Genomic DNA, 22136 nt, shown 5'->3' with positions numbered 1-22136 from the left:
TTTTGATGTCGCGTTAAGTGTGACAGATTGATGACAATTTTCCGGGAAGCATTTCTCAAACCGCTCATAAGATTAGAAAATCGCGATCCCCATGGCCGCAGCAACGTATAACGCTGCCCAGACGCAGGCTGAAATCAGGCTCACGAGATACACTTTGCCGGCGTTCAGCCTTAGCATACCGGCGGTCAGCGGGACGATATAGCGCAGTACCGCCAGAAAGCGCGCGGTGAACAGTACCAGGACGTCGTTTTTCTGCAGCCGGTGCTGCACGCGCAAAAACGTATCGGCATGTTTTGCGGTGAGCCGCGTAATGGTGCGCGTGTTCCCCATCCGCTGGCCGAGGTGGTAATTGAGCACCGATCCCAGGGCGGCACCCAGCGCGACGGCGAGCCACGCCAGCCCCGGATGCAGGCTGGACAGGCCCGCAGCAATCCCAGCGATCAGCATTACCGAGGCGGGCGGAAGCACGGAGGAGATGATAACCGTCGATTTTGCCAGCGCCATTGCAAAGAGCAGCGCGAACAGATGCGCCGGGTAGTGCGCAAAATGGTTCAGCAGATTGTCCAGCCACGCCATGCTTCACTCCGGATCGTTGTTTCGTCAGTCCTGCTATTAGAAACGAACGTGCCTGAATGGCGTCTAAACCGCTTAGACCTCGAGCCCTGCCCGGTACTGCCCCCACCTGAGCACCGAGTTAACGCCCACAGAGAGGAACGGCTCCGGCGGCGTCTTATTCGGCCCCGGCGAGGCGGCAAGAAAATCAATCAGCTCATTGCGCTCGCCGGCAATCATATCCGCCAGCAGCTTGCCGGTAGCCGTACCGCGGGTGATCCCGAGGCCGTTACAGCACAGCGCGCCGTACACGTTTGGCGCAAGCTGGCCGAAAAAGCCCTCGTGATTCTCCGACAGGCAAATCGCACCGCTCCAGGAGTATTCGAAATCCACCTGTTTCAGGGTCGGGAAGCGGCGTTCAAAGGATTTACGGTGGTTGGCGATAAACCGTTTCAGGTGCTGCTCGCGCGGGCGACCATCCGGATGGAAGCTGAAGCTGTTACGCACCAGGATGCGGTTGTCCACCGTCCGGCGCACGGTACTGCCAAAGGGATGCGCCGGGATCACCCCCCAGACCGGCTTGCCGCCGAGCTGAGATTGCTCATCAGCGGTCAGGGGCCGCGTCAGGCTACCGTACAGGAAGGTCGGCAGCAGGCGTCCGCGCAGAAAGCCAAAGTGCGACGCAAAGGCATTGTTCGCCAGAATCAGCGTATCTGCCGTGATGCTGCCTTTATCATGCACCAGTGTCACTTTGTCGCCGTAGTTAATCGACGTAATGGGCGTGTACTCATAGATCGTGACGTTCGCGGGCAGGCTGTTTGCCAGCCCTTTTACCAGCGCCGAGGGTTGCAAAAGGATAGTACCCGGAATATAAAGCGCCTGTTTGTAATACGACGTGCCGATGTGGTCGGGAAGATCGTGACCCGCAATCATCTGCGTTTCCCGGCCAATCTTCTCAAGCCCCCTGCGATAAGCTTCCAGAATCGCTATCCCCTGCTCGCCAACCGCCGCCCGGTATTTCCCGGACTCGGACATCTGGCACGCAATACCGTGCTCCTGAACAACCTCACGCAGATAGTTTTGCCCCAGCGTGTTGAGCCGGAGGATCAGATTTGCCGTTTTGACATCGCCGATGTAGTCCTTCGCCCCAATGTCGTGCGGGACGTCGATGGCAAAGCCCGCGTTGCGACCGGACGGGCCAAAGCCCACCTCCTGCGCCTCAATCAGGACAATTTCATCATCGGGGAAATTCAGCGCCATCTGTCGGGCGGCGGCAAGCCCGGTTAATCCAGCTCCAACGATCGCCCAGCGGGCATGTTTTTGCCCTACATGGGCAGGACGAGGGATGCGCGATGGACTGGTGTGATACCACCCTGGCAGGGCGTCATCGGCAGGCAGTGAGGTGATCTTTTGCACGTGATTTACTCCGGTACGCTGTCATTTTTTCTTTTCGCTTACGACCACTAAGCGTTGCTGAAAAACATGGTAGCCAGACTGGAATAATGAATACGTGATGTATATCTCATGTATACAACAAGTATAAAAATAGTTAATTTTAGGTTAATTTTGGGCATGAAAAAGCCCCCGATGAACGGCGAATAAAGGAAAAAAATGTCGTGAAAAACGCCCGCCAGCGGAGGCCGCGGGCGGAACGTCAGGTGAGATTAATCAAATATCTACACGCGCTCATCGGCCTTTAACCCCTGCGGCGCGATGAAGATCTCCATGTTTTCCCGGGACAGCTCCCAGTGTTCAAATACCAGATCGACTACCGTCTGTTCATCGCGTGCTTCCAGCGCGGCGATAAACGCATCGTGATGATCGGCGGCCAACAGTAACCGCCGCTCCATGTCCTCATTTTGCGGACGGAAAAAGGTGTGGCCGATACGGCAGTGGTCTATCAACAAACGGCCCAGGCTCGGCTGCAGATAGGGGTTCGCCGCCATCTCGCCCATGATCTCGTGAAAGCGGTTGTTCTCCAGCGCCAGCGCGTCGGCATCCTGGTTTTGAACCGCTTTGCGAAAGCGCTTTTGCGCCTCTTTAAGCGCCTTTAACTGCACAGGCTTGTAATGCTGAACCGCCAGGCGCCCCACCGCGGCATAGATCATCGGGGCCACGAGGAAGAAGTTGCGCAGCGTAGCGTGGCTCATGGGGATCACCCTTACGCCCCGCTTTTCGACAATCTCGAGATACCCTTCCCCCGCAAGGCGCTGAAACACTTCGCGCACCGGGGTGCGTGACAGGCCGTATTGCGCCGTCAGGCTGGCTTCATCCAGCAGCGCATCGGGATCCAGTTCCATCGTCAAGATAAGCCGCTTGAGATCCTCATAAAGCGCAGCTTTGCCCGTTCTCATTATCGCCTCCTGAAACTGCCTGTAATGCTGATTAACCTACAGATAAAGGCGCGCGACGGCAAATTTCCTCAGTCATCCTCGTCAGAAACGTCAATCCAGATGGTTTTCAGTTCGGTGTACTGATCGAGCGCGAAGGCTGACTTATCGCGCCCGCCAAAACCGGACTGCTTATAGCCGCCAAATGGCGTCGTGGCGTCGCCTTCCCCGAAGCAGTTCACGGTCACCGTCCCGGCGCGAATAGCGCGGGAGACGCGAACGGCGCGATTGAGTCTGCCGGTATAAACCGATGCAGCCAGCCCGTAAGGGGTGTCGTTCGCCAGCGCAACGGCTTCGGCTTCGGTTTTAAACGTCGTGACGCACAGCACAGGGCCGAATATCTCCTCGCGGAACAGCGCGCTTTCCGGCGTAACGCCGTCGATCACCGTCGGCTGCACATAAGCGCCCATCTCCGTACTGCCGCCGTGCAGCACGCGCAGCCCTTCCTGACGCGCAATATCAAGATAGCGGCTTACCTTACTGAAGTGTTCCGGCGAGACCATCGTTCCCAGACGGTTGTTCGGATCGAGCGGATTGCCCATCGTCCAGGTGCCGATCTGCTTCGCCATCTCTGCCAGCAGCGCCTCTTTTATCCCTTCCTGTACCAGCAGGCGCGACGTGGCAGAACAGTTCTCGCCCATGTTCCAGAACGCACCGTTAAGCACATGCCCGGCAACCGCCGCGACATCATCGGCATCGTTAAACACCAGCGCCGGATTTTTGCCGCCGCACTCCAGTACGACCTTTTTCAGGTTAGATTCGGCGGCGTAATGCAGGAAACGACGCCCGGTTGCGGTCGATCCGGTAAAGCTGACCATGTCGATGTCGGGATGCAGCCCAATCGGCTCCCCGACCGCCTTGCCGGTTCCGGTGACGATATTCAGCACGCCCGCCGGAACGCCCGCCTCATACGCCAGTTCCGCCACGCGCAGCGACGTCAGCGAGGTTTGCTCTGCCGGTTTAACCACGACGGAGCAGCCTGCCGCCAGCGCCGGACCGATCTTCCAGGCGAGCATCAGCAGCGGGAAGTTCCACGGCAGGACGCAGCCCACCACGCCAATCGGCTCGCGCACCACCAGCGCCAGCGCGTTGCCCGTTGGCGCGGTGTGGTCATACAGCTTGTCGATGGCTTCCGCGTGCCACTTCAGAACATGAATAGTTTCCGGCACGTCCACCGCCAGGCACTCGCTGAACGGCTTGCCGCTGTCAAGGCTTTCCAGCGCCGCCAGCGACTCACACTCCTGCTCCATCAGCGCCGCCAGCCTGAGCAAGACCGCCTTACGTTCACCCGGCGTCTGCTTGCGCCAACTGCCTGTCTCAAATGCACCACGCGCCGCGCTGACTGCCGCGTTCACGTCGTTTTCATCGCAGGCGGCGATAGCGGCCAGGGGTTCACCGGTCGCCGGATTATAGGTTGTCAGGGTTTGGCCGGAATGGGCCGCGGTGAAACGGCCATTAATAAACGCGTTATCCGGGATCTGAAGATGGTCCGTAAGGCGCATCACGTCCCCGAGCGTCTGAAGCTTGTTCATCTTTTCTCCTTACGCCGACGTTACCGCCGCCACGTTGCGTTTAACTTCAGTTATCACCGCTTTCAATTGCGCTTTTTCTACTTCATTCAGATCCTGTAACGGCGCGCGCACCTGACCGGATGTCAGGCCGTTCAGTTCGCAGCCGTAACGGATGGACTGTACAAACTTGCCGCCGTCCAGGAAATGCATCAGCGGCATCATGGCCGCCATGATCCGACGACCTTTGTCGAAGTCTTTCTCCACCACGCAGGCCTCATACAGCGCCACGTGTTCACGTGGAATGAAGTTAGACCCGGCGCACACCCAGCTGCGCGCGCCCCAGGCGAAGAATTCCAGCGCCTGATCGTCCCAGCCACAGGAGAGCGCAATATCAGGGAATGTGCAGGCCAGCAGGTGCAGGTTGTTAAAATCGCCCGAGCTTTCTTTGATGGCGACCACGTTGGACGAGCGGCTCACCTCACGGAAGTAGGTTTCACCCATGGTGATCCCCATCCGGCCGGGGTAGTTATAGAGCATGATCGGCAGCTGGGCGGCTTTATCGACCGTCAGCGCATGATGGGCGTTTTCCAGCTCGGTCGGCAGCGCGTACGGCGGCGAGGTCACCAGAATCGCATCGGCCTTGATTTCGCGGGCGTGCTTCGCATAGTCCACCGCGTCTTCGGTGCGGGTTGCCCCCGTGCCGACAATCAGCGGGAGTCGAGTGCCAATCACCTGACGCGCATGTTCGGCCAGCGCCTTACGCTCCTGCGCGCTTTGGGCATAGTACTCACCTGTTGAGCCGCCGATGATGATGCCGTGAACGCGAGCCTCAATCAGCGACTCCAGCACCTCGGCGAAGCGCGCAAAATCAATGCTGCCATCGGCCGCATAAGGGGTAATTGCCGGGGTGTAAATACCTTCAAATGTTAACACGTTAACCTCCAGAGAAATGCGCGACCCTCGGGTCGATACGGCAGCCCGCCAGGCTGCGTTTGTTAAAAATTTGCACATCGGCGTGAAGGAGGTCAATAAATGAATATTTCGTGTATACATAAAAAATACAAAATAAATACGCTTCTGTTGTATATTTCTACGCACACTAAAAATAAAAACATTAAATATTAATGTATTAAAAGTTATTTTTCGTCGTAGTAATTTTCTACATGATTTCAGATAACGATCACATTCCGGAATTTTTGGCTTCCGGGACGTATTTACAGCGCTCCGACGGCGGCATAGTTTTAAGGCAAGATTTAACCAGAATTTAACAGCCAGCCGCCATGGTTGTGATCCAAATGTAAACAGAGGTACAGGGTATGCCCCAGAAGAAAGCCACGCTCATCGGATTACTCGCCATCCTGCTGTGGAGCGCGATCGTTGGGTTGATTAAAAGCGTGAGCGAAGGCTTCGGGCCGGTGGGCGGCGCGGCACTGATTTACAGCTGTAGCGCAGTGCTGCTGCTGTTCACCGTTGGCTTTCCGAAGCTGCGGCAGTTTCCGCCGGGCTATCTGATCCTCGGCAGCATCCTGTTCGTGTGCTACGAACTCTGTCTGTCACTGTCGCTGGGCTTTACCCACTCGGGTCGGCAGGCCATTGAAGTCGGGATGGTGAATTATCTCTGGCCGAGCATGACCATCCTGCTGGCGGTGATCGTCAACCGGCAAAAAACCCGCCCGCTGATTATTCCGGGGGTGATTTTAGCGGTCGCAGGAATATGTCGGGTATTAGGCGGGGAACAGGGATTTTCGTTCAGCGAAATGACGCGCAACGTCATGGAAAACCCGCTCAGCTATGGACTGGCCTTTAGCGGTGCCATTATTTGGGCAATATATTGTGTGGTTACCAAAATAATTGCCAAAGGCAGTAACGGGATCACCCTGTTCTTTATGTTAACCGCCCTGACATTATGGGTGAAATACCTGACGTCGCCGCAGCCGGAATTTGTGCTTTCGTGGCACGCCTGTATTAGCCTGCTGCTGGCCGCCATCGCCATGGGCTTTGGTTACGCCGCCTGGAACGTCGGTATTCTTCACGGCAACGTGACGGTACTGGCTGCCGCTTCGTATTTTATTCCGATTATCTCGGCGGTGCTCGCCGCGTTTATGTTGAACTCACATCTGACGCTCTCCTTCTGGCAAGGAACCGCGATGGTGAGCCTGGGGTCGCTGATGTGCTGGTGGTCTACCCGCAGCGTGGCCGCAAAGAAATTACCCGTCATCAATGAAAGTAAGTAAGACCTTAATAATAAAAAAACATCTTATCCGACCATCCTGCACCGGAGGAGTATTGATAATGAAAAACTCTCAATAACAGAAAAACCCGTTTATTCATCACGCTTTACTTATTTTACCTGACCGACATTTATACCGTAATCGTTTGATTAACGGCACCGTCTGCGTGCGCCTGTAATAAGCCTCCATCGCTTTTAAGGACTGTTACAGCCGTTAATTCAACGACGTCGGGGAAAGACAGGAGTTACCATGTCAAAGACCATTTCTGTAGAAGATGTTCCCCTTAATCGTTTCCACCGACTGCTGACCGTGCGATCGGGCGGCGGATCCTTTGTCGATGGCTACGTGCTAAGCATCATCGGCATCGCGATGATGAAAGTCTCGCCCGCACTGGGCCTGAGCGCCTTCTGGGAGGGGCTGATTGCCGCCTCGGCGCTGATCGGTATTTTCTTCGGGGGGTTTATCGGCGGCGCGTTGACCGACCGACTCGGCCGCCGCGTGCTCTATTTCGTTGGCCCGACGCTGTTCGTGGTCTGCTCCGTGGCGCAATACTGGGTGCAGAGCGGCGAGATGCTGTTTGCCCTTCGCTTTATGAATGGCGTGGCCGTGGGGATTGAGTACCCGGTAGCAACCGCCTTCCTGGTGGAGTTTCTGCCAAAGAAAAATCGAGGGCCTTGTCTCGCCACCCTGACTATTCTGTGGTTCGCGGGGGCGGCAACCGCCTATCTGACGGGCGAAGCCATCCTCAGATTTGGCGGGCCTGACGCCTGGCGTCTGGCGCTTGCCAGCACCGCCGTTATTGGCGTGCTGCTGTTCCTGGTCCGTTTGGGTACCCCGGAATCGCCGCGCTGGCTGATGAGTAAAGGGCGTCATGCAGAGGCTGAAGCGATTATTCGCCGCGTCTATGGTCCCGGTTTTGGTCTGGATAACCTGCCCGTGCAGGCCGAGAGCAAAAACCTCTCCTTTGCCAGCCTGCTGCATTCCGGCTATGGCAAACGGATGGCGTTTGTCACCGTCTTCTGGACCTGCTCCGTCATCCCTGTTTTCGCCGTGTACGCCTTTGCCCCAAAAGTGCTGGACGCGCTGCACCTGACCGGCGGCTGGGCATCCTACGGCTCGGTTGCCATTACCCTGCTGTTTGTGGTCGGCTGCGTTATCGCTACCCGCCTGGTAAACATCCTTGGCCGCCGCAGGCTGCTGCTGCACAGTTTCCTGTGGTCGGGTCTGGCGCTGCTGCTGCTAGGGTTGTTGCGCGACGGCCCCTCTGCGGTGATCCTGCTGATGTTTGGCCTGTACGCCCTGTTCATTGGCGGCGCACAGGTGCTGCAGCTGGTCTACCCGAACGAGATTTTCCCCACCGAAATCCGCGCGGGCGCAGTCGGCGTTGGCACTTCGCTGTCGCGTATTGGCGCGGCCGTGGGGACCTGGCTGGTGCCGGTATCACTGCAAAGCCTGGGCATAGGCCCGACGATGTATATTGCGGCGGCCATCACCTTCTTTGGCCTGGTGGTGTCATGGTTCCTTGCACCTGAGACCACAGCCCGTAGCCTGGAAGATGCCTCATCGCTTGAAGAGACGCCCCCGCGTGACAAGGTCTCCATGCAGGCGGTCATGCCGAAACGGCAGATTTTCTGACGTCTTACGCCGGGTAGCGCTGCGCTGGCCCGGCACGCAAACTGCGTTATTCCCTCACCAGTTTCTCAACTTCCCGGCGCCGTTTGCGAAACGAGCTGGGCGTTTCGCCGTACTGCTTGCGAAACCACGCGATCAGATGCGAGGCGTCCGAAAAGCCGGTGGCGGCAGCGATGGCCGTAATGCTGTTGCTTGAGTCTGCCATCAGCTTACGGGCCTGCTCAAGGCGCAGGGTGCGCCAGTAAACCGCTGCGGAATGGCCGGTGCACTTGGTAAAAATCAAATTGAGCTGGCGGAAGGTGACGCCCGCAAACGTCGCTACGTCGCTCAGCGGGATCGGTGAATCAAGATGATGTTTCATAAAGCCGATCACCTTGGTCACCAGTTCGTTTTCATACACGTCCGGGGCGTTGAGTGGGGCTTTCTGCTTCGCCTTACCGGCAGGCTGACTGGCGTCGTCCACCAGCAGATATTTCAGTACCTTCTGGGAGCGAACCAGCCCGCAGTGCTGGCGGATAAGATCGGCCGCCAGATCGATCGCCGTGCCGCCGGGACAGGAGATAATGCCGCCGTCCTTGATGTAGGTTTTGTCGATGACCGGAATCGCCCTGGGGAAACGCATGCGGAACTCATCGCGGGTGGTGAAGTGGATCGCGCAGTGACGCCCGTCCAGCAGCCCGGCGTTACCCGCCACAAATGCCCCGCTGCACAGGGTGATTATCGGGATATTCCTCGCGTGCAACTCGCGCAGCGCCTGCAGCAGCCAGGGCGGCGGGTTGCGCGTCTCCTCAAGCAGCCCGCCCGCCACCACAAAGTAGTCCCACGCTTTACTGAAATCGAGCGTCGCCGTCGGGGAGACCGGCAGCCCGCAGCTGGCCGTGACCGGCTGGTTATCGCAGGTCATCCACTCCCAGCGGCAGAATATCTGGCGACTGGAGAAGGATTCATCTGCCGCAAAGCGCAAAGACTCCACCAGCCCGGCAACGGATGCCAGGGTGAACTGGGGCATCAGCAAAAAACCGATGGTCAAATCCGGCTTCGGTCCGGCGTGGAGTAAGGACATTAGGTTGGCTCCTGCAATCCGCCCAGCTTGCTCAGCAAGCGCTTGAGATCGGCGATGTCCTGCGCGTCCAGCCCCGCTGCGATAGTTTTTTCGGCATTTTTCGCCTGCTCAATCATCCGGGCGAGCATCGCTTCGCCGTCGGCGGTCATCGTGACCCGCTTGCGGCGACGATTGGCAGGGTCGGTCTGCACGTTGAGCAGTCCGCTTTTGGTCATGCGATCGATGACATAGGTTCCGGTGGCTTTATCAAACCCCGCCCGGTTGCCCAGCGTTTGCTGGTCGCAGACGGTTTCTTCGGCCAGCACCACCAGTATGGCGTATTGCACCGCAGAGAGCCCGGTATCAACGCACTTTGACCAGCACGTCGAGGAGTACTGCCCTGCCCGACGCATCAGATGCATTAACGAACTGTCACCGTGTGGCCATAGCGGCGCGGCAAGAATGAGATCGGGCTTTTCTGACATCGGCTCTCTTGACTCCTGATAACGACAAACATATAATTCGAACACAAACAGTTTGAACTTAAACTATAAACCTGAACGGACTTTATCGCATTCTACAGGATGTTTCCATGCCAGGCCTGAGGAGTGCCGCATGAAATATTATGATGATTTAAGAAGTTTTATCACTGCGCTGGATGAGATGGGCGACATTGCGCACGTTACTCGTGAAGTTGATTGCGATTATGAACCGAGCGCGATAACCCGCCGCAGCTACGAAACTCAGTCTCCTGCCCCGCTGTTCCACAACGTTGCGGGAGTGACCCCGGGCTTTCGCCTGTTTGGTGCCCCGGCGAGCCTCTCCTCCCGCGCCGACATGCCTTACGCCCGGGTTGCCATGTCGTTAGGGCTGGCACCCAACGCCAGCGGACCCGAGATTATCGAAGCCCTGTCGGCAGCGCGCAGCCAGCCCGGTATCCCGCCCGTGCGCGTGGGATCCGCCGACGCCCCCTGCCAGCAGAATATTTTACGCGGTGACGAGGCCACGCTGGACCGCTTCCCAATCCCCTTTGCGCATGATAAAGACGGCGGTCGCTATGCCAATACCTGGGGCACGCTGATCGTCAAAACGCCAGACGGCAAATGGGTCAACTGGTCGATTGCCCGGGTGATGAAGGTTGACGGTAAGCGCATGGTAGGGCTGATCGTGCCAAGCCAGCATATCGGGCAAATCTGGACCGAATGGGTCAAACGGGGGCAGCCGATGCCCTATGCGCTGGTTCAGGGGCCCGCCCCTGCCATCTCCTGCGTCTCCGGGATCCCCATTCCGGCCCACGCCGATGAGGCTGACTATATCGGCACGCTGGCAGGTGCGCCGGTCCCGGTGGTCAGGGCCGTGAGTATCGATCTGGACGTGCCGGCTACCGCGGAAATTGTCATTGAAGGGCACGTCTCCATCGAGCGCGACTGCCAGGAAGGCCCGTACGGGGAGTACGGCGGTTATCTCGGCGAAGGCTCTTCGGCGCAGCCCACCTTCCACGTCGACACCATTACCCACCGCGATGACCCGATCTGGCCGATGTCGATCACCGGACGGCCAACCGATGAGTCTCACAACCTGTGGGCCATGGGGCTGGCTGCCGATGCGTTAACCCATCTGCGCGACGCGAACCTGCCCGTCAAAACTGCCTGGATCCCGGAGGATTCAACCGTGCACTGGCTGCTGGTAGTGATGCCGCAAAACTGGCGGGAACGTCTGCCGGGCATGACCAGCGATGCGCTGTCACAGCGTATCGGTGAGGTGCTGTTTAGTACCGACGCGATGGTCTTTATCCCGAAAGTGTACGTGGTGGATGACGATTTCGACCCCACCAATCTGCGCGAGGTGGTGTGGGTGCTGTCGACCCGCGTGCATCCTGTTGGCCGCCGCGCGGTGTTTCACGATCGGCGGGTGATTCGCCTGCCCCAGTGCTACGACGAAGAGGAGTACGTCGCGGGCAAAGGGCCGAAAGTGGTCTTTGATACCCTGCAAACCACTCACCATCTGCATGCCTCTTTTGACCAGGGTTATCCTGCGGAAATTCGCCAGCGCGTACTGGATAACGAATAAGTGAACAATCAACGCCTCTGCGGAGGCGTTATTAAACCGCACATCAATCATCTTAAAAAATATATTCTTTTAAACGCTTCATAAACGTCATTTAAATTCCACAGCACGCCGTTAAAAAATGCGTATTATTCCACTCGATTTACAACGATCTCGTTATGGCGAGGCTCCTGTACAAATACACGTTATCGCTCTGGTGGGTTCGAGAGAACCGGCACAGGGTAAAACAGGCACTGTCGAATCAAGGCTTTGTCAGTATAACTTCCCTTGCGGGATACGGTGTACAGTGCTGAACCCAGGACGTGGGGATCTCTTCTTCGACATGCCCTGTCTTGCTCGCCCCTGAGAGATTTTATTATTCAAAGGGAATTCACTATGTCTTACGCTATTCACAATCACTCTCTGGCATTCAATGACAGCGCCGTTGCGCAATATATGAATACCGATTTTATTGTTCTCGATATTTCATTAAGCGTGGCGCTGGCACGCGCGCATTTTTTCGAAAAATTAAAAGACGATGATATTCCATCGCATATTTTTATCGAAGACAGTGGCCGCCTGGCGGGCATGGTTGCCGTGCGTAAATTATTACAGGCCGCCGATACGGAGCAGCCGGTAAAAGCGCTGATGATTTCGCAGTTTGTGCAGGTTAAACCGGAAGATGAGCGCGCTGATATCGCCGGGCTGTTGGCCCACGGTAGCGCAGATGTCGTGCCCGTGGTCACCCATGGCAAACTGGTGGGCTGCCTGACCGAGCGCGAAATAGCCCATCTGCTGGAAGACGATGTCACCGAGGATGCCCAGCTTCAGGGCGCCACCCTGCCGCTGGAAAAGCCCTATCTTGAGACCAGCGCGTTCAGTCTGTGGAAGAAGCGCGCGGTCTGGCTGCTGCTGCTGTTCGTGGCGGAGGCTTACACCAGCACGGTGCTCCAGCATTTCGAAGAAGCGCTGGAGTCCGCCATCGCGCTGGCGTTCTTTATTCCGCTGCTGATCGGCACCGGCGGGAACAGCGGGACGCAGATCACCTCCACGCTGGTGCGCGCCATGGCGCTGGGGGAAGTCGGGCTGAAGGATGTCGGACGCGTGCTGCGTAAAGAGATGACCACCTCAATGATGATTGCCATCACCATGGGCATGGCGGGCTGTTTCCGCGCCTGGATGATGGGTATCGGGGTCGAGATTACGATCATCGTCAGCCTGACGCTTGTCTGCATCACCCTGTGGAGCGCGATTGTCTCCTCGGTGATCCCGATGGTGCTCAAGCGCTGCGGTATCGATCCGGCGGTGGTTTCCGCGCCGTTTATCGCCACGCTTATCGACGGAACCGGTCTGATTATCTACTTCAAAATTGCGCAGTACACGCTGGGCCTGGAGTAATGGGTGAACGGCGCGCGCCTTTTTCAACGACGGCGCGCGCCATGGGGAGCCATCAGGAATCCCAGGCCTGCTCAACCTTGGCGGCCTGATACTGCGGGGGTGGCTTACGGAAGCGTCGGGTCAGGTAGGTCAGGTACAGAATACCCACTGCGGCCCACACCAGCCCCAGCGTCAGGGACGTTGCTTCAAGGTTGATCCACAACACGCCGACCGTTGCTGCGCCGATCAGCGGCAGCAGCAGATAGTGAAAACGATCTTTCCACGTTTTGTTGTAGCCTTTGCGCCGCCAGAAGTGGTTAAACACCGACAGATTGACAAAGGTAAAGGCGACCAGCGCGCCAAAGTTGATCAGCGCCGTGGCGGTGACGAGATCAAAGAACAGCGCGGAAAGCGCAACGACGCCAACCATCACCACGTTCAAAGCAGGCGTGCGCCACTTCGGGTGGATGTAGCCAAACACGCGCTCCGGGAAGACGTTGTCGCGCCCCATGACATACAGCAGACGAGAAACGCTGGCATGCGACGCCAGCCCCGACGCCAGCGTATTAACAAACGTGGTACAGAGGAAAATCGACTGGAACAGTTTGCCGCCCACGTACAGCGCAATTTCCGGCAGCGCTGCGTCGGGATCTTTAAAGCGGCTAATGTCCGGGAAGAAGAGCTGCATAAAGAACGAGGCGATGATGAAGATCAGCCCGCCGTACAGCGCGGTCAGGAAGATCGCTTTCGGAATGACCCGCGCGGCGTTCGGCGTCTCTTCGGAGAGCGTCGTAACGGCATCAAACCCGAGGAACGAGAAGCAGACGATGGTCGCCCCGGTGATGATCGGTATCAGATGGGCGTTCTGGCTGATAAACGGCTGGAGCGACCAGACGGTCCCCACCCCCTCGCCGTTGTGCAGCCCGTGCACCACCAGCACCACGAAAACCACCATAATCGACACCTGCACCAGGACGAACAGGGTGTTGAAGTTGGCAACGAGGCTCACGCTTTTCAGGTTTGCCAGCGTCAGGATGGTGACAAAGCCAACCACCCAGATCCACTGCGGCACCTCCGGGAACATGGCGGAGAGATAAATTTTCGCCAGCAGGACGTTGATCATCGGCAGGAACAGGTAGTCGAGCAGCGACGACCAGCCGACCATAAAGCCTACGTGCGGGCCAATTGATTTTTGTGCGTAAGTGTACGCCGATCCCGCTTCCGGGAACTGGCGCACCAGCTTGCCGTAGCTGATGGCGGTGAACAGCACGCCCGCCAGGGCCAGCAGATAAGAGGCCGGCACGTGGCCGTTACTGATGCCGGAGACAATCCCGAAGGTGTCGAAAACCGTCATGGGCGTCAGGTAAGCCAGCCCCATCATCACCACCTGCCAGAGCTTTAGCGACTTGCGCAGGCGGGGTTTTTCAATGGCAGACGGGGCGTTCAGAGAGGTATTAGTCGCCATAGACCTGACCTCCCATGCTGACAGTGACGTGTCGGGACGTTAGCCTTATGACACACCTGCCTGGCAAGGGAGAAAATAATAAAAAGGGAGAGAGAACGTCGCAGCAGGACAGCGCGGTCTGGCATTCAGGGCGAAGGAGAGCGTGGCCTCCCTCACCTTGCGGATATTTGAACATCTGCATCATTTCATTTCCTCGTCACACACAGTGTCGTTAACTGAAGCCCCGTTGCCGCCTGCGCTCCTTAACGCGACACCCGGGAAATGGCTGGATCACCAGCAGATTTTTCGGCCAGGCTCCGCGCAGACCGTATGATGCTACTTATTAGACTGTCTCAACTGGCCCCTCGCGGGGCACGATATCAGGCGTTTTTCAACATCCACTCAATTTCGGTTTCTGTGATAAGACGCTCAAACTGCAGCAGCTCATCGTTTTTGCAGGCGTGATAAACATGGCAGAAACGCTCGCCCAGACGTTCGCGCAGATCGTCGTTTTGCATAAACGTCCACAGTGCGTCGCTCTGGCGGATAGGGAACGGCAGCCCGTCCTGCTCAAGCCCGTTACCTTCCACTTCTTCCTGCAGCGGTAAATCATTGTCCAGCCCGTGCAGGATCCCGGCGAAAATAGCGGCCATCACCAGATACGGGTTAGCATCCGCTCCCGCCACGCGATATTCGACGCGATGGTTATGGCGATCGCCACACGGAATGCGCAGGGCAACCGTGCGGTTGTTATGCCCCCAGGACGCCTGGGTTGGCACATACATCCCCGGCTGGAAACGGCGATACGAATTGACGTTGGGTGCCAGCAGCGCCATCGATGCGGGCATCAGGTCGATCATCCCCGCCAGCGCCCGCTTCAGCAGCGCGGAATCTTCCCCGTCTTTATCAGCCAGCACGTTCTCGCCTTTGCTGTTTTGCATGCTGATGTGGATGTGCATCCCGCTACCCGCATGCTCTTCGTACGGCTTCGCCATAAACGTGGCGTGCATCTTATGTTTTTCCGCCATCAGACGCACGAGACGTTTTAAGGCCAGCGCATCATCGCAGGCATCTAGTACGTTTTCCGTATGGTGAAGGTTGATTTCAAACTGCCCCGGCGACGCTTCTGCCACCGCGCCATCGGCGGGGATCAGCTGGAGCTGCGCCAGCTCGTCAATGTCGTTCAGCACGTCGGCAAAGTGGTTAAGGTTGTCGACGGAATAGACCTGACTCTGGGTATTACGCACATCGGTACCCGGCGCGCACGGTGGCTGGAGATACCCTTCGGCGTCGCGCTTGCGATCGAGTAAATAGAACTCCAGCTCTACCGCTACCACCGGGAACAGACCGCGCTGGCGCAGCTGCTGCCAGAGTCGGTTGAGAACGTTCCGTGGCTCAACGTCAAAGGGAGCGCCATCTTCATCAATCATCGTCAGCTGAACCTGACCAATATATTCAGGGTCGGCGGCTGACGGGGTTAAGGTACCCGGCACCGGGACGCAGGTGCAATCCGGCTCACCCAGCTCCTGCCCTAATCCGGCCTCTTCCACCACGTTACCGAGAATATCCATGGCAAAGACCGACGCCGGGAAGTAGCAGCCTTTTTCCAGCTTGCTCAGGCCAGCAACCGGAATGCGCTTGCCGCGGAAACACCCGTTCAAATCGGTAAGCAGTACGTCGATAAACTGGGTATTCGGATAGTTTTCCAGATAGCGCTTCACCTCCTGGCTAAATGCGCTGCCCCGCCTCTCTTCCGACTGCTGCACAAAGTTCTCAACTTCTACGATATTGGTTTCCATGATTTACCACCGTTTTGGGTTTGCGTTCGCGGACTTCGACTGTCAAATATAATGTCCATACTATCGAATCTGTATGCAAACAAATTGTTTGTCAAATGTTAAATTAAGTTTGCAAATGGCAGATCCCACTGCTAGATTGAGAAAATATTGAACGAAATGGCCGTTTAATATGCGAAACCGGCCTAAATTTAGTCCACTTTGTGAGGGCGATCATGGAAAATATAATGTACAAGCCAGTTATTGGCGTGGTGATGTGTCGAAACAGGCTTAAGGGTCATGAGACCCAGACCCTGCAAGAAAAGTACCTGAATGCCATTATTCACGCAGGCGGATTACCGATTGCCCTGCCCCACGCGCTGGCCGAGCCAGAGCTGCTTTCTGTTTTACTCTCAAAGCTTGACGGCATTTACCTGCCGGGCAGCCCCAGCAACGTGCAGCCGCACCTTTATGGTGAAAACGGCGATGAGCCTGACGCCGATCCCGGGCGTGATCTTCTGAGCATGGCGTTGATCCGCGCCGCGCTCGAAAGGCGCATCCCCATTTTCGCCATCTGCCGTGGTTTACAGGAACTGGTTGTCGCCACTGAAGGGACTCTGTATCGTCGTCTTTTCGATGAGCCAGCGCTGCTTGAACATCGCGAAGATCCTGAACTGCCGGTTGAGATGCAGTACGCACCCTCTCATGAAGTACAGGTTCAGGAAGGAGGATTACTTTCTCAGTTGATACCGGGCTGCAACACGTTTTGGGTAAACTCGCTGCACGGACAAGGAGCAAAAACGTTAGGGCCACGGCTGCGTGTGGAAGCACGTTCCACAGACGGGCTGGTGGAAGCGGTCAGCGTAAATGACCATCCTTTCGCGCTTGGCGTACAATGGCATCCCGAATGGAACAGTAGCGAATACGCCCTGTCGCGTATGTTGTTTGAGGGTTTTATCACCGCCTGTCAGAGCCACATTGCTGAAAAACAGCGGCTTTGACCACTACAGTTAAGGAAATGCAACTATGAGCGATGACGGACTGGCGCCAGGGAAACGTCTGTCTGAGATCCGCCAACAGCTGGGTCTCTCACAACGCCGTGCCGCCGAACTGTCTGGATTGACACACAGTGCCATCAGCACCATAGAGCAGGACAAAGTCAGTCCTGCCATCAGTACGCTGCAAAAGCTGCTGAAAGTCTATGGGCTGTCGCTCTCGGAATTCTTTTCTGAACCCGAAAAGCCTGATGAACCGCAGGTGGTTATCAATCAGGACGATCTTATCGAAATGGGCAGTCAGGGCGTTTCGATGAAGCTGGTTCACAACGGAAACCCGAACCGTACGCTGGCGATGATTTTTGAAACTTACCAGCCTGGAACCACAACCGGGGAGAGAATCAAACATCAGGGTGAGGAGATAGGCACCGTTCTGGAAGGTGAAATTATGTTGACCATTAACGGTCAGCACTATCACCTGGTTGCAGGGCAGAGCTATGCCATTAATACCGGCATACCGCACAGCTTCAGCAACACCTCGGCAGGGATTTGCCGAATTATCAGTGCCCACACCCCCACTACATTCTGATTTCAGACCCGCCCCGACGATAACGCCTTATTGTCGGGGCTTATAAAAAGCCCTATTGACGGTATTTAACAGGTCATCACCTGGGACGCCCTGCGGCCTTTTGACGCCTGTTATCTGCGACCGCCTTTATTTATCTGATTGCGACAGGAAGGAGTGAATATGCATTTTCAGGACCTGACCTACTGGCAGGATAAAGCGAAAAATATCCACATCGAAACGCGTTTATTTATTAACGGCGAATATTGCGATGCCGCCGATAATTCCACGTTCGACACGCTGGACCCGGCGGCGCAAAAGACGCTGGCGCAGGTGGCACGCGGCAAACAGGCCGATGTCGACCGGGCGGTTGAGGCCGCGCGTGCGGTCTTCGATCGTGGCGACTGGTCGCAGGCCTCTCCCGCCCGGCGTAAAGCGGTGCTCAACAGCCTTGCAGACCTGATCGAGCGCGACCGCGAAACATTAGCGCTGCTGGAAACGCTGGATACCGGCAAGCCTGTCCGTCACAGCCTGCGGGACGATATTCCCGGTGCCGCGCGCGCCATTCGCTGGTACGCCGAAGCGGCCGATAAGGTGTATGGCGAAGTTGCGCCCACGGGGAATAACGATCTGGCCATGATCGTTCGCGAGCCGGTCGGCGTGGTGGCGGCCATTGTGCCGTGGAATTTCCCGCTGCTGCTGGCCTGCTGGAAGCTCGGTCCGGCGCTGGTGGCGGGCAACAGCGTCATCCTCAAGCCTTCTGAAAAATCGCCGCTGACGGCTATCAGGCTGGCGGCACTGGCGAAAGAGGCCGGGCTGCCGGACGGCGTGCTCAACGTGATCAGCGGTTTTGGTCACGAGGCGGGCCAGGCGCTGGCACTGCATCCGGACGTGGAGGTGATGACCTTTACCGGCTCAACCCGCACCGGGAAACAGCTGCTGAAAGATGCGGGCGACAGCAATATGAAGCGCGTCTGGCTGGAGGCGGGTGGTAAGAGCGCCAATATCGTTTTCGCCGATTGCCCGGATCTCGACAAAGCCGTCAGCACCACCGCAGCAGGCATTTTCTACAACCAGGGACAGGTCTGCATCGCCGGTACCCGCCTGCTGCTGGAGGAGAGCATCGCTGACGCGTTTCTCAGCCGCCTGAAAGCCGAGGCGCAGAACTGGCAGCCGGGAAACCCGCTGGATCCTGATACCACCATGGGTACGCTGATTGACGCCGGTCACGCTGACGCGGTGCACGGTTTTATTCGCGACGGAATGAATAACGGCACTCTGCTGCTCGACGGGCGTAACAGCGCCTGGCCTGCCGCCGTTGGTCCCACCCTGTTTGTCGACGTCAAGCCCGAGGCGGCTATCTGCCGGGAGGAAATTTTTGGCCCGGTGCTGGTTGTTACCCGTTTTAAAACCGAAGAGGAGGCGCTGCGCCTGGCGAACGACAGCCAGTACGGCCTTGGCGCGGCGGTATGGACGCGCGATCTCTCCCGCGCCCACCGCATGAGCCGCCGTCTGAAAGCGGGATCGGTCTTTGTGAACAACTACAACGATGGCGATATGACCGTCCCCTTTGGCGGCTATAAGCAGAGCGGCAACGGGCGGGACAAGTCCCTGCACGCGCTTGAAAAATTCACCGAACTGAAAACCATCTGGATTGCCCTGGAGCCTTAATCATGACTGAACATACCACCAGCTATTACGCCGCCAGCGCCAATAAATATGAACCCTTCCCGACGCTGAGCGAATCAATCAGCTGCGACGTCTGCGTGGTCGGCGGCGGTTACACCGGCCTCTCCTCTGCCCTGCACCTTGCCGAAATGGGCTACGACGTGGTGCTGCTGGAAGGGGCACGCATCGGCTTTGGCGCCAGCGGGCGCAACGGCGGCCAGCTGGTTAACTCCTACAGCCGCGACATCGACGTTATCGAGAAAACCTATGGTCCCGATACGGCCCGCATGCTGGGCAGCATGATGTTCGAAGGCGGGGAGATTATTCGTGAGCGTATTCAGCACTACCAGATCCAGTGCGATTATCGCCCCGGCGGCCTGTTCGTGGCGCTCAACCATAAACAGCTCGAAACACTGGAAGAGCAAAAGGAGAACTGGCAGCGTTACGGCAACACGCAGCTGGAGCTGCTTGACGCCAGCGCTATCCGCCGCGAGGTGAACAGCGAACGCTACACCGGCGCGCTGCTGGATCGCAGCGGCGGGCATATCCATCCCCTGAACTTAGCCATCGGCGAAGCGGACGCAATTCGTCTGAACGGCGGACGCGTCTACGAGCAGTCTCCGGTGACCCACATTGCGCACACCAGCCCGGCGGTGGTCTCCACGGCTAAAGGGCAAGTGACCGCGCGCTACGTTATCGTCGCCGGTAACGCCTATCTGGGCGACAAAGTAGAGCCGGACCTGGCGAAGCGCAGCATGCCCTGCGGCACGCAGGTAGTCACGACCGCCCCGCTCTCTGACGATCTTGCCCGTTCGCTGCTGCCTAACAACTACTGCGTGGAAGACTGTAACTATCTGCTGGATTATTACCGCCTGACCGCCGACAACCGACTGCTGTACGGTGGCGGTGTCGTCTATGGCGCGCGCGATCCCGAGGACGTGGAGCGTCTGGTCATGCCGAAACTGCTGAAAACCTTCCCGCAGCTTGAAGGCGTAAAAATTGACTATCGCTGGACCGGCAACTTCCTGCTGACGCTGTCGCGCATGCCGCAGTTTGGCCGCCTCGACAACAACATCTATTACATGCAGGGCTACAGCGGGCACGGGGTGACCTGTACGCACCTCGCCGGTCGGTTGATTTCAGAACTGCTGCGCGGCGACGCCGAGCGTTTTGATGCCTTTGCCAACCTGCCGCATTACCCGTTCCCCGGCGGACGCAGCCTGCGCATTCCGTTTACCGCCATGGGCGCGGCGTACTACAGCCTGCGCGACCGTCTCGGCGTGTAATTTCCTTCATCGACTGGCGTTTTAAAAAGGGTCTTTATCATGAGCAATAATGAATTTCATCAGCGTCGACTCTCTGCCACGCCGCGCGGCGTGGGCGTAATGTGCAATTTCTTTGCCCGCTCGGCCAGGAATGCCACGCTCACCGATGTGGAAGGCAATGACTATATCGACTTTGCCGCCGGGATTGCGGTGCTGAACACCGGCCATTGCCACCCTGAACTGGTGAGCGCGGTGGAAAAACAGCTCCAGCAGTTTACCCATACGGCGTATCAGATTGTGCCCTACGAGAGCTACGTCTCCTTAGCCGAGAAACTCAACGAGCTGGCGCCTATCCCGGGCCCGGCGAAAACCGCCTTCTTCTCAACGGGGGCAGAAGCGGTGGAAAACGCGATTAAAATCGCCCGCGCCCATACTGGCCGCCCTGGTGTGATTGCCTTTGGCGGCGGCTTCCATGGCCGGACCTACATGACCATGGCGCTGACCGGCAAAGTCGCGCCTTATAAACTGGGATTTGGCCCCTTCCCCGGCTCCGTTTACCACGTTCCGTACCCTTCTGAACTGCACGGCGTGACCACCCAGGATTCCCTCACCGCGATTGAACGCCTGTTCAAGGCCGATATCGAGGCGAAACAGGTGGCAGCCATTATCTTCGAACCCGTGCAGGGTGAAGGCGGTTTTAACGTTGCGCCAGCGGAACTGGTTGCCGCCATTCGCCGCCTCTGTGACACCCACGGAATTGTGATGATTGCCGACGAAGTGCAGAGCGGCTTTGCCCGCACCGGCAAACTGTTCGCCATGGACCACTATGACGACAAGCCCGATATCATGACGATGGCGAAAAGCCTGGCGGGCGGCATGCCGCTTTCAGGCGTCGTCGGTAAAGCGGACATCATGGACGCTCCTGCGCCGGGCGGCCTGGGCGGTACCTATGCCGGGAACCCGCTGTCGATAGCCGCCGCGCATGCGGTGCTGAACATCATCGATAACGAGGCACTGTGCGAACGTGCCCGGCAGTTGGGCGACAGATTGAAGTCAACGCTTGAGGAGATCAAAAGCGGCTGTCCTTCGCTTGCCGCCGTGCGTGGCGTAGGGTCGATGATTGCCGCCGAATTTTTTGACCCGACGACGCGCGAACCTTCCGCCGCCATTGCGCAGCGGATCCAGCAGAAAGCGCTCGAGAAAGGGCTGCTGCTGCTGACCTGCGGGCAGTACGGCAACGTTATCCGCTTCCTCTATCCGCTGACCATCCCGGACGCGCAGTTCAGCCAGGCGTTGGGGATCCTGCAGGAGGTCGTCCGCGACTAAGCTGGAGGTGAGAAACGAAAAAACCCTGTGATATTGCTATCACAGGGTTTTCGAATTTGGCGGAAGCGTAGAGATTCGAACTCTAGAACCCTTTCGGGTCGCCGGTTTTCAAGACCGGTGCCTTCAACCGCTCGGCCACGCTTCCAAAGTGAGGCGCACTATAAACATCTATTAGCGCGTTGTAAAGCAACATTTTTTCTATTTTTCGATTCAGGGTCAAAAAAGCAAAAAGCCCCGCGATATTGCTATCGCAGGGCTTTCAAATTTGGCGGAAGCGTAGAGATTCGAACTCTAGAACCCTTTCGGGTCGCCGGTTT

General features: G+C 57.4%; 18 protein-coding genes, 1 tRNA gene and 1 riboswitch. Of the genes, 9 read left to right on the top strand and 10 right to left on the bottom strand.

Annotated elements, in window-relative coordinates:
* Positions 1-72: 72 nt before the first annotated feature.
* From QLG21_RS08955 to QLG21_RS08935, 5 genes are all read right to left on the bottom strand, one after another.
* The gene (locus tag QLG21_RS08955) at positions 73-576 is read right to left on the bottom strand and encodes a DedA family protein (protein ID WP_220711320.1); all 504 of its coding nucleotides are present in this window, start codon (positions 574-576) and stop codon (positions 73-75) included.
* Between the two features lie 72 nt (positions 577-648).
* Entirely contained in the window at positions 649-1968 is a 1320-nt protein-coding gene (locus QLG21_RS08950) for an FAD-binding oxidoreductase (RefSeq protein ID WP_282484250.1), read from the bottom strand.
* Positions 1969-2228: 260 nt separating this feature from the next.
* A complete protein-coding gene (locus QLG21_RS08945; protein ID WP_006174596.1) occupies positions 2229-2906 on the bottom strand; it encodes a GntR family transcriptional regulator in 678 nt (225 codons plus the stop codon).
* 68 nt (positions 2907-2974) lie between these two features.
* Positions 2975-4474: an aldehyde dehydrogenase gene (locus QLG21_RS08940; protein WP_282484249.1), complete on the bottom strand. Its 1500-nt coding sequence runs from the start codon at positions 4472-4474 to the stop codon at positions 2975-2977.
* Positions 4475-4483: 9 nt separating this feature from the next.
* Positions 4484-5386 carry a dihydrodipicolinate synthase family protein gene (locus tag QLG21_RS08935; RefSeq protein ID WP_282484248.1) on the bottom strand — a complete coding sequence of 301 codons (903 nt, stop codon included), beginning with the start codon at positions 5384-5386 and terminating at the stop codon, positions 4484-4486.
* A gap of 383 nt (positions 5387-5769) precedes the next feature.
* Between QLG21_RS08935 and yddG the strand changes: the two genes are divergently transcribed.
* Together yddG and QLG21_RS08925 are read left to right on the top strand one after the other, a co-directional pair.
* Complete coding sequence (yddG, locus tag QLG21_RS08930) at positions 5770-6687, top strand: aromatic amino acid DMT transporter YddG (protein WP_006174587.1); 918 nt, start codon at positions 5770-5772, stop codon at positions 6685-6687.
* Positions 6688-6933: 246 nt separating this feature from the next.
* Positions 6934-8319, top strand: a complete 1386-nt coding sequence (locus QLG21_RS08925) for an MFS transporter (protein ID WP_282484247.1) — start codon at positions 6934-6936, stop codon at positions 8317-8319.
* A gap of 46 nt (positions 8320-8365) precedes the next feature.
* Here QLG21_RS08925 and QLG21_RS08920 read toward each other — a convergent pair whose 3' ends face one another.
* Both QLG21_RS08920 and QLG21_RS08915 read right to left on the bottom strand, forming a co-directional pair.
* Positions 8366-9379, bottom strand: coding sequence for a helix-turn-helix domain-containing protein (locus tag QLG21_RS08920; protein ID WP_282484246.1), 1014 nt, complete (start codon positions 9377-9379; stop codon positions 8366-8368).
* Positions 9379-9843 carry a MarR family transcriptional regulator gene (locus tag QLG21_RS08915; protein ID WP_058609191.1) on the bottom strand — a complete coding sequence of 155 codons (465 nt, stop codon included), beginning with the start codon at positions 9841-9843 and terminating at the stop codon, positions 9379-9381. The genes QLG21_RS08920 and QLG21_RS08915 overlap by 1 nt, the downstream gene beginning before the upstream one ends.
* Before the next feature lie 130 nt (positions 9844-9973).
* Between QLG21_RS08915 and QLG21_RS08910 the strand changes: the two genes are divergently transcribed.
* Entirely contained in the window at positions 9974-11428 is a 1455-nt protein-coding gene (locus QLG21_RS08910; protein WP_282484245.1) for a UbiD family decarboxylase, read from the top strand.
* 142 nt (positions 11429-11570) lie between these two features.
* Positions 11571-11740: riboswitch (M-box (ykoK) riboswitch) on the top strand.
* A 60-nt stretch (positions 11741-11800) separates the two neighbouring features.
* The gene (locus QLG21_RS08905) at positions 11801-12802 is read left to right on the top strand and encodes a magnesium transporter (RefSeq protein ID WP_137271903.1); all 1002 of its coding nucleotides are present in this window, start codon (positions 11801-11803) and stop codon (positions 12800-12802) included.
* Positions 12803-12854: 52 nt separating this feature from the next.
* Here QLG21_RS08905 and QLG21_RS08900 read toward each other — a convergent pair whose 3' ends face one another.
* Both QLG21_RS08900 and QLG21_RS08895 read right to left on the bottom strand, forming a co-directional pair.
* Positions 12855-14246, bottom strand: a complete 1392-nt coding sequence (locus tag QLG21_RS08900; protein ID WP_137848921.1) for an APC family permease — start codon at positions 14244-14246, stop codon at positions 12855-12857.
* Positions 14247-14605: 359 nt separating this feature from the next.
* Complete coding sequence (locus tag QLG21_RS08895) at positions 14606-16024, bottom strand: glutamine synthetase family protein (RefSeq protein WP_006174579.1); 1419 nt, start codon at positions 16022-16024, stop codon at positions 14606-14608.
* Positions 16025-16248: 224 nt separating this feature from the next.
* Between QLG21_RS08895 and puuD the strand changes: the two genes are divergently transcribed.
* The 5 genes from puuD to puuE all read left to right on the top strand — a co-directional run bounded on the left by puuD (position 16249) and on the right by puuE (position 21819).
* Positions 16249-17001 carry a gamma-glutamyl-gamma-aminobutyrate hydrolase gene (puuD, locus tag QLG21_RS08890; RefSeq protein WP_161975893.1) on the top strand — a complete coding sequence of 251 codons (753 nt, stop codon included), beginning with the start codon at positions 16249-16251 and terminating at the stop codon, positions 16999-17001.
* 25 nt (positions 17002-17026) lie between these two features.
* Entirely contained in the window at positions 17027-17584 is a 558-nt protein-coding gene (puuR, locus tag QLG21_RS08885; RefSeq protein WP_006174575.1) for an HTH-type transcriptional regulator PuuR, read from the top strand.
* Positions 17585-17743: 159 nt separating this feature from the next.
* Positions 17744-19231 carry an aldehyde dehydrogenase PuuC gene (gene puuC, locus QLG21_RS08880; RefSeq protein ID WP_058609194.1) on the top strand — a complete coding sequence of 496 codons (1488 nt, stop codon included), beginning with the start codon at positions 17744-17746 and terminating at the stop codon, positions 19229-19231.
* Positions 19232-19233: 2 nt separating this feature from the next.
* The gene (locus QLG21_RS08875; protein WP_282484244.1) at positions 19234-20514 is read left to right on the top strand and encodes an FAD-binding oxidoreductase; all 1281 of its coding nucleotides are present in this window, start codon (positions 19234-19236) and stop codon (positions 20512-20514) included.
* Positions 20515-20553: 39 nt separating this feature from the next.
* Positions 20554-21819 (top strand): 4-aminobutyrate transaminase, encoded by a 1266-nt coding sequence (gene puuE, locus QLG21_RS08870; protein ID WP_088207541.1) that lies wholly within the window; start codon positions 20554-20556, stop codon positions 21817-21819.
* Positions 21820-21876: 57 nt separating this feature from the next.
* Here puuE and QLG21_RS08865 read toward each other — a convergent pair.
* Positions 21877-21964, bottom strand: a tRNA-Ser gene (locus QLG21_RS08865).
* Positions 21965-22136 lie beyond the last annotated feature (172 nt).

Source organism: Enterobacter sp. V87_3 (genome assembly GCF_029967835.1).
Taxonomy (GTDB): Bacteria; Pseudomonadota; Gammaproteobacteria; order Enterobacterales; family Enterobacteriaceae; genus Enterobacter; species Enterobacter cancerogenus.
The sequence above is the reverse complement of the archived record's forward strand: the minus strand, read 5'-3'. Positions and strand labels throughout refer to the sequence as shown.